The 14016-nt window shown below is 56.6% G+C and carries 15 protein-coding genes and 1 pseudogene; 14 read left to right on the forward strand and 2 right to left on the reverse strand.

Annotated features, from left to right (window positions below; translation table 11 throughout):
* Positions 1 to 19 precede the first annotated feature (19 nt).
* Entirely contained in the window at positions 20 to 1477 is a 1458-nt protein-coding gene (locus tag AC812_RS07365) for a hypothetical protein (RefSeq protein WP_061919607.1), read from the forward strand.
* Positions 1478 to 1711: 234 nt separating this feature from the next.
* On the opposite strand, the gene AC812_RS07370 is transcribed toward AC812_RS07365, so the two are convergent.
* Positions 1712 to 2689 carry a LysM peptidoglycan-binding domain-containing protein gene (locus tag AC812_RS07370; protein ID WP_169787272.1) on the reverse strand — a complete coding sequence of 326 codons (978 nt, stop codon included), beginning with the start codon at positions 2687 to 2689 and terminating at the stop codon, positions 1712 to 1714.
* 158 nt (positions 2690 to 2847) lie between these two features.
* On the opposite strand from AC812_RS07370, the gene AC812_RS07375 reads away from it, so the two are divergent.
* The 13 genes and pseudogenes from AC812_RS07375 to AC812_RS07430 all read left to right on the forward strand — a co-directional run.
* Entirely contained in the window at positions 2848 to 3282 is a 435-nt protein-coding gene (locus AC812_RS07375; protein ID WP_169787273.1) for a helix-turn-helix transcriptional regulator, read from the forward strand.
* A gap of 66 nt (positions 3283 to 3348) precedes the next feature.
* On the forward strand, positions 3349 to 4596 hold the full coding sequence (xseA, locus tag AC812_RS07380) for an exodeoxyribonuclease VII large subunit (RefSeq protein ID WP_061919614.1): 1248 nt from the start codon (positions 3349 to 3351) through the stop codon (positions 4594 to 4596).
* A complete protein-coding gene (xseB, locus tag AC812_RS07385) occupies positions 4593 to 4829 on the forward strand; it encodes an exodeoxyribonuclease VII small subunit (RefSeq protein ID WP_061919616.1) in 237 nt (78 codons plus the stop codon). The genes xseA and xseB overlap by 4 nt, the downstream gene beginning before the upstream one ends.
* Before the next feature lie 5 nt (positions 4830 to 4834).
* Positions 4835 to 5293 (forward strand): divergent PAP2 family protein, encoded by a 459-nt coding sequence (locus tag AC812_RS07390; RefSeq protein WP_169787274.1) that lies wholly within the window; start codon positions 4835 to 4837, stop codon positions 5291 to 5293.
* 113 nt (positions 5294 to 5406) lie between these two features.
* On the forward strand, positions 5407 to 6618 hold the full coding sequence (locus AC812_RS07395) for an aminotransferase class V-fold PLP-dependent enzyme (RefSeq protein ID WP_061919619.1): 1212 nt from the start codon (positions 5407 to 5409) through the stop codon (positions 6616 to 6618).
* 2 nt (positions 6619 to 6620) lie between these two features.
* A complete protein-coding gene (locus AC812_RS07400; RefSeq protein ID WP_061919621.1) occupies positions 6621 to 7559 on the forward strand; it encodes a DsbA family protein in 939 nt (312 codons plus the stop codon).
* A gap of 116 nt (positions 7560 to 7675) precedes the next feature.
* On the forward strand, positions 7676 to 7981 hold the full coding sequence (locus tag AC812_RS07405; RefSeq protein WP_061919623.1) for an FmdB family zinc ribbon protein: 306 nt from the start codon (positions 7676 to 7678) through the stop codon (positions 7979 to 7981).
* Between the two features lie 222 nt (positions 7982 to 8203).
* Positions 8204 to 8344 (forward strand): hypothetical protein, encoded by a 141-nt coding sequence (locus AC812_RS17570; protein WP_157235433.1) that lies wholly within the window; start codon positions 8204 to 8206, stop codon positions 8342 to 8344.
* Between the two features lie 115 nt (positions 8345 to 8459).
* Positions 8460 to 10037: a DUF4153 domain-containing protein gene (locus tag AC812_RS07410; RefSeq protein ID WP_061919625.1), complete on the forward strand. Its 1578-nt coding sequence runs from the start codon at positions 8460 to 8462 to the stop codon at positions 10035 to 10037.
* A gap of 231 nt (positions 10038 to 10268) precedes the next feature.
* Positions 10269 to 11819, forward strand: coding sequence for an acyl-CoA carboxylase subunit beta (locus AC812_RS07415; protein ID WP_061919627.1), 1551 nt, complete (start codon positions 10269 to 10271; stop codon positions 11817 to 11819).
* Positions 11820 to 11850: 31 nt separating this feature from the next.
* Positions 11851 to 12237 carry an OadG family protein gene (locus AC812_RS07420; protein WP_061919629.1) on the forward strand — a complete coding sequence of 129 codons (387 nt, stop codon included), beginning with the start codon at positions 11851 to 11853 and terminating at the stop codon, positions 12235 to 12237.
* Positions 12234 to 12680, forward strand: coding sequence for a biotin/lipoyl-containing protein (locus AC812_RS07425; protein WP_061919631.1), 447 nt, complete (start codon positions 12234 to 12236; stop codon positions 12678 to 12680). The genes AC812_RS07420 and AC812_RS07425 overlap by 4 nt, the downstream gene beginning before the upstream one ends.
* Positions 12681 to 12694: 14 nt before the next feature.
* Positions 12695 to 13468, forward strand: a pseudogene (locus AC812_RS07430) (sodium ion-translocating decarboxylase subunit beta); the annotation flags it as partial.
* Positions 13469 to 13647: 179 nt separating this feature from the next.
* Here AC812_RS07430 and AC812_RS07435 read toward each other — a convergent pair.
* Positions 13648 to 14016: transposase (locus tag AC812_RS07435; protein WP_062158777.1), on the reverse strand; the 369-nt coding region annotated here is incomplete at its 5' end.

Here is a 14016-nt window from a genome sequence, read left to right on the forward strand (position 1 = left end):
GGGAGGTTCACACATCGGCATGAAGAGAAGCAGGGGGCTGATTTGCTGGGTAGCGCTGATGGTTCTGCTGGCAGGCGGCCTCAGCGCGTGTGCTTCTCATTCCGCGCCGGTCACCATCCAGCAGCCCGGCACTTTTAGCGTTGACCCGCTGCTGCGCGAGTTTTATGCCTCGCTCGGCGGCGAAGAAATCCTCGGCCCGGCCATCACCGCCCTCTTTTCGCTGGACAATCTGCAATGCCAGTACACCCAAAACGTGTTAATGTGCTTCGACCCCCTGGCTCAGGGAATCCAGCGTTTCAGCCTGTATCCCCTGGGACGAACTTTTGATTTGGGCGACTTTACCGATGCCAGCGGGATGACCGCCCCGGAAAATGAATATCCCATCTACGAAGAATTTACCGACCTCTATCAGCGCCTGTACGGTTCTCAGTACGTTGGTAAGCCGCTGACCCCGCCGCGTTTCAATCCCAACAAAAACCGCATTGAACAGTATTTCGAGAACGTCGGCTTCTACCGCAATCTGGACGATCCGCAGGGACAGGCTTACCTGCTTTCTTACGGCGTGTTTGCCTGTTCGGCAGATTGCCGTTTTTCGCCGCCTGCCAGCGCCATCGTGATTCGCAATGTGGTGGAAATGGAACAACCCTTCCTGCCGCGGTTGGTGCGATTGGGAGGTGTCAAGGTCTTTGGCCTGCCGCTGACCCACGCCTATCTTACAGCAGATGGCTTTCGTGAACAGGTTTACGAAAACGTCGTGCTTTACGCCCCGCCGGATAACCCCAACGCCGTCCGTCTGCGCCCGGCCGCTGTGCTGGTGGGCATGCCGGCCGGTCAACCGATGCCGCGCCGTTACAGCGAGGCTGATGGGGTTGTCTTCTATCCGGTAGAAGGGGAAAATGGCTTTCATGTACCGTTGGTCTTTGACCGATTCATCGCCTCGCATGGCGGGATGGAAATTTCGGGTGTCCCGCTGAGCGAACCCTATCGGATTGGCGATAACCTCTACCGCCAGTGCTTTGAAAATTACTGTCTGGATTACGATAACCGTCCCGGCACAACAGAACGGGTACGCATGACTGCCCTTGGACGGGAGTACTTGAAAATGAACGGCACGGCAGTGTCTCAGCCGGCTCCATTTGAAATTACCGCTGAGACGATCCGGCTGGTGATCAGCGCGGCTAAACCGCGTCTGACCGCCGAAGAACCCCAGCAGTTTGAAATGCTGTTACTACGGGAGAACGATCACCAGCCGTTAAGCTCGGTTGAGGCTACCCTCACACTGACTCTCCCGGATGGCAGGCAAGCCCTCTACTACCTGCCGCCCACCGATGCCCAGGGCCGGTCGGTGTTGCGGATTGCGCCGCTTCAACCGGCGCTTTCCAACGGTAGCGTGGTCGCTTTCCGGGTGTGTTTGAACATTCCGGCCGAGCAGCCTATCTGCAAGGCCGATAGTTACCTGATCTGGAATTACCGCTGAAGGGCCATCCAGTCTGAACGAAGGGCGCTTGTCCGTGTGGGGGCATCTCCCGAACCCCCTTGCAGGAGACCGCCACGCCGCCTGACGGCGGCTCGCGGTGACGCGTTCCGGTTTACTTCATTCCGAGCGAAGCGACACTTTACAGTGCAGGGGAATCTCCTCCCCACTGTTTCCACTGCGGCTTTGGGGGAGACAGGATGACGCCGGGTTCATACCATCTCGAATGCAGCCGAATTAAGGGACGCCTTCGGTCAGCAGCACCACCCGCGCGATAGGATCGGCGGCAGTGTACACCTGCATCTCGAAAGGCAGGTTTTGACCAGTCGCCAACGGCTGGCCCGATTCCCAACGGCGCACACCGACCACCCGCTCCTGATCGTCCAGCGCCACCGCGACTACAATCACCCCCGCAGCGCCGGCCTCCCCTTCTTCCCCGCCCAGACGCACAAGACCGCTGACACCGGCAGACAGCCCATCCGCTGAAATCCTGATTTCCTCCTGTATAATTTCGGTGTTCAGATAGCGCCGGCTTTCAGGCGGAATGGGCAGCGCGGTCAACAGTTCCAACCCGGCATCGAATTGAAGTGCCGCCGGTGGCGGAAAGAAGACCGCCACGGGTATCTGTCCGCCGGCCGGCAGGCGATTCAAGGGCGGAAAGGCGGTTTGGCTGAGAATTTCACCGGTTATTCGGTCGTACAGACGAAAAACCACCGAAATCCCTTCCACATCAAAAGGCTGAGGATTGTCAAGCATGGCAAAGCACCACACCCCGCCATCCCGTGTCGGGTAACAGTCCGGGCGCGGCAGGCTCAACCCCACAGGCGTAGGGGATGGCGGATTGCGCGGGTCAAGCGTGGGGGTGGATTGCGCCGCCGGGACGATCAATTGGTCTCCGATCCGCAGCGCATAGGGATTCACGGTCGGGTTGGCGGTCAGTAAATCCTGCAAGGCAATACCATAAAACAGGGCAATTCCAAACATGTCTTCGCCGCGCCGGATTGTGTGGAGGCGCGGGGTTGGCGTAACCGTAGGCAGAGGGGTCGGCGTATCCGCCGGCGTTAAAGAGGGGGTGGCCGCTGGCAGTGGCCCGGCGTAGGGGGTCAACGTGACCGCAGACACCGGACGCAAGGTGGGGGTAGGTATCACCGACGCGGATGGCTGACAGGCAGTCAGCAGCCAAACCGTCAAAACGCTCAGGAAAAGTTTTTTCATGCAAGCCATTATAATCGCAATTCCTGGCTGTCTGCCGGGCAAGGGAATGGGGGGAGACCGCCCAATCCTTCACCACCAATCGGGTTAACCCAAAAATCTGTCTTGTTTATTGGGACAATAGCAGGAAAATAGAAATAATGTTCTACTTGGAGAAAATCATGACGTGGATTATTTGCCTGATCGAGGAAAAAGTACAATTTTTGGCCCGGGACGAGCGGCGAGCCGAGGAACTTTCGGCCGAATTTCGCAGCGGGAAGGGATTTCCCGGCCGATTGACCGAGACCCTTCGCAATAAATCCAGCTGGCAGGCTTTACCGCTGGGGGAAGATTTACTGCTGGTCGTTCCAATCAGCCAAAACAGCAGCGTCCCAAAGCCCTGCAACGACTGCCCCCCGCTGACACCCCGTCAGCAGATCATCCTGCAATTGTTGACCGAGGGTCTGACCGCCAAACAAATCGCCGTCCGAATGGGGCTTTCCCGCCGCACCGTCTTCCTGCATCTGGCTGCCATCCGCCAGCGTTTAGGGGTCAGTAGCACTTTACAGGCCGTCTGGAAGATGGGCGGACGGGAATGGAGAAGCCGAAAGGGCTAAATCGTTGTTCCCTGGCCGTTTCTTGGTAGAATCAACGTACAATCTGCTGCGTGAGATTGGAAGTCCATGGAACAACCTCTCCCGTTTTTATTCCCGTCCATGAGCGTCAGCGAACTGACGCGCTACCTGCGTCAGCTGTTGGAAAGCGACGAGATTTTACAGGATGTTTGGGTCCGCGGAGAAGTTTCTAATCTTTCCCGCCCGACCTCCGGGCATGTCTATTTCACCCTCAAAGATCAAACAGCCGCATTGCGTTGTGTCATCTGGCGGATGAATGCCGCCCGCTTGCGCTTTGATCTCGGCAACGGGCAGGCTGTGGAAGCGCACGGCTACATCAGCCTGTACGAGCGAGACGGGCAATACCAGTTATACGTGGATACCCTGCGCCCCGCCGGAGAAGGCTGGTTGTTTCAGGAGTTCATGCGCCTGAAAGCCCGCCTGGAGGCCGAAGGACTGTTCGATCCGGAGCGCAAACGTCCGTTACCGACTCACCCCCGGCGGATTGGGCTGGTCACTTCCCCGACCGGCGCGGCCTTGCAGGACATGCTCAACACACTGCGCCGCCGTTACCCGCTGGTGGAGGTGATTCTATCCCCGGCGGCCGTCCAGGGAGAAGAAGCCCCAGCCGCGCTGATAGCCGCGCTCCAGCGGCTTTACCGCCTGCCGGGGCTGGATGCCATTCTGGTGGCACGCGGAGGAGGTTCGCTGGAAGACCTGTGGGCTTTTAACGATGAAGAAGTTGTGCGTACGATTGCCGCTTCCCCTGTGCCGGTGGTAACTGGCATTGGTCACGAAACCGACTTCACCCTCGCCGACTTCGCTGCCGACTTGCGCGCCCCCACCCCCACTGCCGCCGCCGAGATGATCACCCCGGATATTTACGACCTGCGGCTTGGGCTGACCGAACGCAGCAACCGGCTGAGAGGATCATTGCAAACCCAAATTCAGTCCGAACGCCGTCATCTGGATGAACGCGCCCGGAGGTTAAGGCTGCTTTCCCCACGCCGCTGGATTCAAAACGACCGCCAACGTCTGGACGCCCTGTTAGAACGAGCCGGACGCGCCCTGATGAACAGCATCTCCCTGCGCCGAACGCACCTCAACGGATGGCAGCATCGCCTGAATGCACTCAACCCGTTGGCCGTGTTGCAGCGCGGTTATGCTGTGGTAATGGAGCGTAACGGTCAGGTTGCCCACAGCGTCCAGCAAATTCACCCGGGTGATGAACTGACCATCCGGCTCAAAGACGGCCGGGTCGAAGCACTTGCCCGCCAGATTGTCCTCGATTCCCACGGAAGGAGAAGCCAGAGATGAGCGCTGAACCTGCCCCCGCCGAGCAGATGTCCTATGAACAGGCCTTTGCCGAACTGGAAATGATTATTCAACGGCTGGAAAACGAACAGCCCTCGCTCGAAGAAGCCCTGCAGTTGTACGAACGCGGACAGGCGCTGGTACAACGCTGTGCCGCCCTGCTGGATCAGGCCGAACTGCGTGTCCGGCAGTTGAGCGCGGTTGATTTCGAGGCAGAAGAGGATTCAGAGGAATAACCGTGGTGGAGGATCTGCTTAACAACCGGGTTTTTATCACCGCCATTTTGGCGTGGTTTCTCGGACAATTTCTCAAAGTGCCGATTGAGTACCTGACCAGGCGGCGCTGGAACTGGGCGCTATGGTTCAGTAGCGGCGGCATGCCCAGTTCCCACTCCTCGCTGATGGTAGCGACCACGCTTTCGATTGGTTTATACTATGGCTTCGACTCGCCGGTATTTGCGCTGGCGTTTGCCGTTTCAATGATTGTGGTGTATGACGCCGCTGGCGTGCGCCGGCAGGCCGGTTACCACGCCCAAAAGATCAACCTGTTGTTTGAAGAATTGTTCAGCGGCCACCCCATCTCGCAGGAACGCTTGAAAGAGGTGCTCGGTCACACCCCCCGGCAGGTACTCGGCGGTATTGTGCTGGGCACCCTCATCGCCCTGGCAGTATATGGCCTGATGCCACCGAATACACCTTAAGAGGTGTACTTCATCCGCCTCAAAGGGGGACTTAATCCACTGGTAAATCGGATAGAAATGTCGAGTATAATGGTACGGGTTTTCAGAGACATTTCTTTAATGGCATTCAAGCGATGAATATTGAAAAAATCAGACAGGATTTTCCGTTACTCAATTCGAAAAACGGCCACAAACCGATTGTTTACCTCGATAACGCCTGCCAGAGCCTGCGACCGCAGGCAGTGATTGAGGCAGTTCAGCGCTATTACGAACAAACCCCCGCCTGCGCCGGGCGTAGCATGCACCGCCTTGCGAACGAGGTCAGCCGGCAGGTGGATGAAGCCCGCCAGACGGTTGCCAAATTTCTGCACGCCAACCGCAAGGAAGAGATTATCTTCACCCGCAACACCACCGAGGCCATCAATCTGGTTGCCAACGCGCTGGATTGGAAACCCGGCGATGTGGTGTTGCTGACCGACAAGGAGCACAATTCCAACCTGATTCCCTGGCAAATGCTGGCCAGACGCTTCGGCGTATGTCTCAAATTTGTGCCATCCAACCCCGATAACACCTTCAATCTGTCGGCCTACCAGCAAGCCTTACAGGGCGGTGTTCGGCTGGTGGCAATGGGCTTTACCTCCAATCTGGACGGCGTCAGCATCCCGGCCGAGGAGGTGGTACGGCTGGCGCACAAACACGGCGCCCAGGTTCTGCTGGATGCAGCCCAGACCGCCCCTCACCAGCGGCTTGATGTCCGCCGGTTGGACGCCGATTGGGTGGCTTTTTCAGGTCACAAGATGCTGGCACCTTCCGGGATTGGTGTGCTTTACGGCAAGTACCGTCTGCTGGAGGCGATGCAGCCCTTCCTGGTCGGCGGTGATACGGTGGCTTCTTCTACCTACGAAGACTGCCAGTTTCTGCCGCCCCCGGAGAAGTTCGAAGCCGGACTGCAAAATTACGCCGGTATCATCGGGCTGGCAGCTGCCATCCGCTACCTGCAGCAGATCGGGCTGGAGGCGATCGAGAAACATGAGATTGCCCTCAACCAATACCTGAGCGAAGCCTTGAAAAGCGTGCCCGGTCTGCAAATCATTGGCCCTGCCGATGCGCGCCTGCGCGGCGGGATTGTCTCGTTCTTCATCCCCGGGGTGGATCATCACCGCATCGCCCTGATGCTCGATCAGATGGCGGGGATTGCCGTGCGTTCCGGGCAGCATTGCGTTCACTCGTGGTTCAACGCTCGCGACATCCCCGGCTCGGTGCGGGCTTCCTTGTATTTCTACAACACGCAGGAAGAAACCCGCCAGCTGGTGGATGCGTTGATCAAGATTCGCAAGGTGCTTTAATCATGTTTTGCGTCGTTTCTTTCATCGTCCTTTCCATCCTGAGTGTGTTCAGCGCCGAAAATCGTTCACTGGCGCGCGAAGCGTTGGATTGTGTCCTGCGTCGGGTGACCCTGAGACCCTGCAACACTGGCTTTGACGAAAAGATGAAAGCCAAAATCCTCGGCTTTGTCATCACCAAAACCGAAACCGGCGCCCGCATTCTCAACCGCTTCTTTGAACCGCTCTCGTGGATGTTCATCCTCTTGTTTTTGGGCAGCGCCTTTTTTGCAGTGCGCGGGGTCTATCTTTTCTACGTTACCGGTTCCTGCAACGGATTGAACCAGAGCGGCTTTTGCGTATTTGACCCGACCGGGCAGTCCAATCAGATTTCCAATGTGGGCGAAAGTTGTCCGGTAGTCCTGCCGGGTGAAGATCCAGTTTCGCTCAAAGGTGTCAACCTGAGCGGCTTCCCGGTTCTAAACGGCGATTCGCAAAAGCGTATCGTCTTCATCGGCTCGTATGGCTGCGAGTATTCCCGCAAGGCGTATCCGGTGGTGCGACAACTGGCCGAAAAGAGCGGAGCCAGTTTCACCTTCCTTTACTACCCGGTCAAAGAAAGCAGCGATCTTCTGGCAAAAATCGGCTACTGCGCCTACCGCCAGGACGCGCAAAAATACTGGTCGCTGGTGGATAGCTTCTTCACCGCCGAGCGCAGTCAAATCGAAGATGAGGCGTTCATCCGCCAGACTTTGACCGAAGCAGGCTACAACCCGGAGACGATTGCCTTTTGCGCCAACGACCCGCAAACCGAGTGGGCGGTCAAAAAACAGCTTGCCGAGGTGGTCAAAACCGGCTTCTTCGGAACACCCACCGTCTTCATCCAAAACGAGGTCCTGATTGGCCCGAAACCGCCGCGAGTCTACGCGATTGCACTGGACGGCCTGCTGTACTGGGCGCGCTGATAAAATATTGATGTACACAAACGATTTTCTAATGTAAAATTAACGAAACAGGCTTACAATAAGAGGTCGTTGTTCAAGTTGCAAAGTGCAAGTTGTTTTATGAGGGAGTAAGTCGTATGCCGGTCTATACCTATCGGTGTGAAAATTGTGGAGTTCAATTCGAACGCAATCAAAAGTTCAGTGAGCCGCCTCTGGCATGGTGCCCGGAATGCGGCAAGAAATCATTGCGGAAAGTTTACACCCCGGTGGGCATTGTCTTCAAAGGCTCCGGGTTCTACGCCACCGATCATCGCTCGCCATCCGGACAGGGGCGCACTTCCTCCAACGGCCACGGCGAAAGCAAATCCTCCGGCGAATCGAGTGCCTCCTCAACTTCTTCAGAGAAGAGCGATACTTCCACCGGCTCAACCACAACCTCGTAACAGGGCAGGCATTGCCTTTGGGGCGGGGGCGTCCTGATTTGCCCGGATATTTCCGGGCTTTTTGTTTTATTATCGTGAGAGACTTTGATACCCCGGTGATAGTTTTTGGCAGAACCATTCCCCTACCATAAGCACGACCCATCTGATGGGGAGGGAATGCACGATTGCCTTGCAGGAAATGCCCAAAACCGTTACAATGAGGACGGTTTGTGGAGGAAACGTATGTCGAAAGAAAGCAAGAAAAAACCAACACCTCGCGAAACACCCGAACAGCGTGCCGTGCGCATGCAGCGCCTGGTGTTTATCATTCTCTCGGTGATGATCATTCTGGCAATGGTTTTGTCAGTGGTTTCTACCCTCTAATCAACCCCGCCCAGAATCGGTATTCCCCATCCCCATCGGCAATCGGTCAGTCTGATACCCCATATAGCGGCAGTATGCGCCGTTAATGCCCACCCAACGATCAAGGAGATTACCGATGATGCCGAAATCTTACAATGCCTTTTGGATCACTGCCCTGTTGATTGCTGCAGGGGTTGATTTTCTATTCTGGGGTAAACCGGTTGGCGTATCCTTTCCAATCTGGACGCTGTTAGCGATCAGCGGTGCTTTGTTCTTGAATTTTCGACACGGCTCACACCCGGCACGGGCAAATATCGTGCTCGGCGGGATCATCCTCGCCCTGGCGTCTCTCACCTTCTTGCGCGCCGAGCCGCTCACCGCTGCCTTGGGGCTTTTACTGGCTCTGGCAGCGCTGATGCTTTGGGCTGTCACTCTGCCCAATGGTCACTGGCTGTATTACACTCTCTGGGATACCCTACGAGCCGTCACCATTTTAGTCTTTGCCGCCCTCACCCGGTCATTTACTTTGCTCACCTCTCGAGACGATCCGCCCGAAAAACAACAGGCTTCCCCGCTTTCCCGCCAGGGCTGGGCTGTTTTGCGCGGCATTCTGCTGGCGCTACCGGTGGTGGGACTGCTGGCCTTGTTGTTGGCCTCGGCTGACCTGGTCTTTGCCCAACGGCTGCACTTGGCGCTGGATGCCCTGCGGCTGGAAAAATTACCGGAAACACTCTTCCGCCTTTTTTACATCGGAGTGTTGACCTTCATTTTCTGCGGGGTACTGCTGCATGCCGTCTTTCCGGCGCATGAGGTCAAACCATCTCCCAAAGAAAGTCGCTTTCTCTCCCCGTTTCTTGGCTGGACGGAAAGCAGCATTCTTCTGGGGAGTGTCAATGCGTTGTTTCTCTTCTTCGTGATTCTCCAATTCCGTTATCTGTTTGGCGGGCAGGCTAACATTCACGAAGCCGGTTTCACCTATGCCGAATACGCCCGCCGCGGTTTTGGGGAACTGGTGTGGGTGGCGATCATCACCCTCTCGCTGATTCTGACCTTGCATACCATCAGCCGGCGCAATACCACTACCCGCCAGCGGGTCTTTGTCGCCCTGAACGTCCTGCTGATAGCCCTGGTGCTGGTTATCCTCGCTTCGGCTTATCAGCGCCTGATCCTCTATGAACAGGCTTATGGGTTCACCCGCTTGCGAACCTATACCTATCTGTTCATCCCGTGGCTTGGCTTGTTGCTGCTGACCGTCTCAGGGTTGATCCTCAGTAATCAAATGCGGCGGATGGGCTTTGCGCTGATCTTCTTTGCTCTGGGATTTGGGTTGCTGCTGGGTATTTGGAATGTAGATGGCTGGGTTGCCCGCCAAAACATCCAGCGGGCGCTCAACGGTCAGGAGCTGGATGGGGATTACCTGCAAACCCTCTCTGCCGATGCGGTACCGGATTTGATTCGACTGGCTCAGCAAAATCAATTACCAGCCTCGGCAAGAACGGAAATCCTCATTGGTCTGGCCTGCCGGGCTGGCCAGCCAAGCCCCGACAATCTACCATGGCAGTCTTTCAACCTCAGCCAGCACCGTGCCGCCAGCCTGCTGGCCGCAAACGCCGGTTTGTGGCAGGACTACATCGTTCAACAAGACCGCAATGGTATGTACGTCTTACACAACGGCCAGCGACGGTATTGCGGTTACGCCGAGCGGTTCGATTGAAACCCTCACAGGATTTTTTTTCGTAAAATTGTCAGTTATCTGACATTTAATCAAAAAAGGGGATGAAAATCAGGCAATTAATGGTATATTTTACGATATAAATCTGCCCTTTTGTTGACTAAAATAAATAAGTACATGGGCAGGCTTAACCTGTTCCATTGGGAAGCATTTGTCTTCCCTCTTTCTGTTTTCTACTTAAAATCCCAAACCCCCAAAAAGCGAGGATGCCTTATGCCTGAAGAAGATCCCCGAATTCTTGAATTGCGCGAAATGCGCCAGAAGGCGCGGCTGGCCGGCGGCGAAGAGCGAATTGCCAAGCACAAAGCCAAAGGCAAACTGACCGCCCGCGAACGCATCGAACAACTGCTCGATCCCGGTTCTTTCCACGAAATCGGCCTGTATGCCACCCATCGCAGTGAAGACCTGGGTATGACCGAAAAGTACCCCGGCGATGGCGTGATTACCGGTTACGGCACGGTGGACGGCCGCACCATTTACGTCTACGCACAGGACTTTACCGTGATGGGCGGTTCATTGGGTGAAACCCAGGGAAAGAAGATTGCCGCCATCATGGACATGGCGGCTGCGGCTGGTGCTCCCGTGATCGGTCTGATCGATTCCGGCGGGGCGCGCATCAATGAAGGTGTGCGCAGCCTGTACGGTTATGCCCAAATCTTCCAGCGCAACGCCTGGTATTCCGGCGTTATCCCTCAAATCAGCCTTGTGTTGGGGCCGTGCGCCGGAGGTGCTGCCTACTCCCCCGCCGTCACCGACATGATCATCATGGTTGAAAAGCAGTCCTTCATGTTCCTGACCGGCCCGGAGGTGATCAAGTCGGTTACCGGTGAAGTAGTTGACACCGAAAGTCTGGGCGGCGCCGATGTGCATCTCGGCATTAGCGGTACGGCGCACATCAAGACCCAATCCGATGTGGAAGCCATCGCCATGGCGCGCAAGGTGCTCAGCTACCTGCCCTCCAACAATGTCGAAAACCCGCCTTATGTGGATACCGGCGATGACCCCAACCGCATGGACAACTCCCTCAACACCATCGTCCCGCTGGACCCCTCCGAGCCGTACAACATGCATGAAGTCATCGAGAAGATCGTGGACAACGGCACCTTCATCGAATTACAGGCTCCGTTTGCCCGCAACGCCATCATCGGCCTGGCACGGATGGGCGGCTACACGGTCGGTATTGTCGCTCAGGAGCCGGCCTTCATGGCAGGATCCATGGATATCGACTCCGCCGATAAAATTGCCCGCTTCGTTCAGTTCTGTGATTCGTTCAACATCCCGCTGGTAACCTTCTGCGATTCACCCGGCTTCCTGCCCGGCGTGGACCAGGAACACCGCGGCGTGATTCGCCACGGCGCCAAAGTGTTGTATTCCTACTCCAATGCCACCGTCCCGAAAATTCAAATCATCACCCGCAAGGCTTACGGCGGCGCTTACATCGTCATGTCCTCCAAAGTGATGGGGGCCGACATTTCCTTTGCCTGGCCAAGCGCCGAAATTGCCGTGATGGGTCCCGAAGGGGCAGCCAATATTCTATACCGCAAACAGATTCAGGAAGCCGAAGACCCGGCCGCCGAGCGCAAGAAAATCGTCGAAGAATATCGCAAGAAATTCCTCAACCCGTATGCGGCTGCTGCCGACGGCTTTGTGGATGATGTCATCGAGCCCCGCGAAACCCGCATGCGAGTGATTGCGGCGCTGGCAGCCCTGCGCGAAAAAGCTGCTTCCACCCCTGCCCGCAAACATGGCAACATCCCGCTTTAGCCGGCAAACGGATTAAAGAGGAGCGCGATCCATGTCAGAATTACTTTCGCAAGGTTTATTGATGACCCTGATCGGGATGGGGCTGGTTTTTCTGGCGCTCATCTTCCTGTGGGGGCTGATCAACCTGATTGCCAGCCTGCCCATCGGGACAAAGGAGAAGGAAGAAGAAGTCCCCGCCGCTGAAGAGACCCAAGTTGAAGCGGCCGCCCCGCCACCAGCCGAAGATGACCGGCAGGTTTTACGGGCGCGTGCAGCCGCCGCAGCGGTGGCCGCCGCACTGGCTATGCAGCGTTCGGCAATGCGGGTTGCTCCTCCTGCCGGTGGAGCAATCAGCGCATGGCAGGCAGCCCGCCGTAGCAGCCAGTTTGCCCTCAATGCTCAAATTACCTCTCGTAAAACCCGGAGTTCTGTGCGATGAAACTGAATGTCAAAATCAACGACCAAACTTTCGAAGTGGAAATTGCCGACCTGAACGCCCGTCCGATCCTTGCGACGGTAGATGGAGAAACCTTTGAGGTTTATCCGGAAGAGGCTGTTCAGCCTGCCGTCCGCGCCGCAGTCCCGGCGACCCCCGCACCTGCACCTGCTGCGGCAGCCCCCACCCCGGTCAGCCGCCCGGCAGCGCCCGCTGCACCGGTGAATGCCAGCAAAGCCCTGACCGCCCCCCTGCCGGGTACGGTAGTTTCGGTATTGGTCAAGGAAGGCTCAGAGGTCAAGTACGGGCAAGAATTGCTCACCATTGAAGCCATGAAGATGAAAAATGCCATCCGTGCGACGCGGGATGGCAAAATCGCCACGATTTATGTCAAAGAGGGCGATTCTGTGCGCCATGGACAGGCCTTACTGGAATACGCCGACTGACGGAGGCGGATAATATGGACTTTAGCGAACTGCTAGTCGAAATTTCCAAAGGCATTACCGCCTTCACCTGGGGTAATGCGGTCATGATCGCCGCCGGCCTGGTTTTGATCATTCTGGCCATCGTCAAAGAATTTGAACCAGTCCTGCTGCTGCCAATTGGTTTTGGCTGTATTCTCGCCAATCTGGGCATGTCCAACGATCACGGCATGTTCAAAGCCCTGTACGAGGCCGGCATCAAAACCGAGCTGTTCCCCCTGCTCATCTTCATCGGCGTCGGGGCGATGATTGACTTCCGCCCTTTGCTGGCCATGCCGCGCATGGCCCTGTTGGGAGCCGCCGGGCAATTCGGGATTTATGCCACCCTGCTGCTGGCCATTTTGCTGGGTTTTCCGCTCAATCAGGCCGCTTCCATCGGCTCCATTGGCGCCATTGACGGCCCGACCGCCATCTTTGTAACCACCAAACTTGCCCCGGAGATTCTTGCGCCGGTGACGGTGGCGGCCTATTCCTACATGAGCCTCATCCCCATCATCCAGATTCCGGTGATGAAACTGCTCACCACCCGCAAAGAGCGCCGCATCCGCATGGAATACGCCGCCCGACCCGTTTCGGATACGGTGGTGATTGCCTTCCCCATCATCGTGACCGTTGTCATCAGCCTGCTGGCGCCGGATGCCGCCCCGCTGATTGCAACCCTGATGCTGGGCAACCTGCTCAAAGAAAGCGGCGTGGTGGATCGGCTGAGCAAAGCCGCTCAGAACGAGATCATCAACATCACCACCCTGTTTCGAGAGAGTTGAAAAATCAAGCGTAATACGCCGAGCAGGCTGTTTGAGGGGTGGAAAAGCCGCACCCGATGGGGTATCCACCCTAAAATAAAGGGGCTGTGTATCTTGATTTGACCTCTTCACTTCCATTTTTTCTGGATTTTTGACCACCAGCGACACTTCACCCTCCGCATGGGAGTTCACCCTTGGATGGCGGCCCCAGCCGGGGTTTTGAACCCGACGCCAAACAGGAGCTTGACCATTCGTTTCAAGTTGAGCGCTATCGCCGTCAAAAAGGCTTGCACCGCAAAGCCCATTTTTCCCAAATACCGGCAGCGTCCCAACCCATGCCACTGTTTGGCTTCCCCAAATTTGCGTTCGATTTTGTAGCGCTGTTTCAAGCCTTGACGGTACGGTTGGGTCTGCTCCAAGGCCAGCCAGCTGTCTTTGTTGGCGTCTTTCTTCTGCGTGCGCGTCTTTTTCAAGCGAATTGCCGAGTGTAAGCCGTGCAGTTCTAAATAGAAGTGATTGTTGCCGTCATCATAGCCTTTATCCGCCGCATAGGTCTC

Source organism: Bellilinea caldifistulae (assembly GCF_001306055.1).
Lineage (GTDB): Bacteria > Chloroflexota > Anaerolineae > Anaerolineales > Anaerolineaceae > Bellilinea > Bellilinea caldifistulae.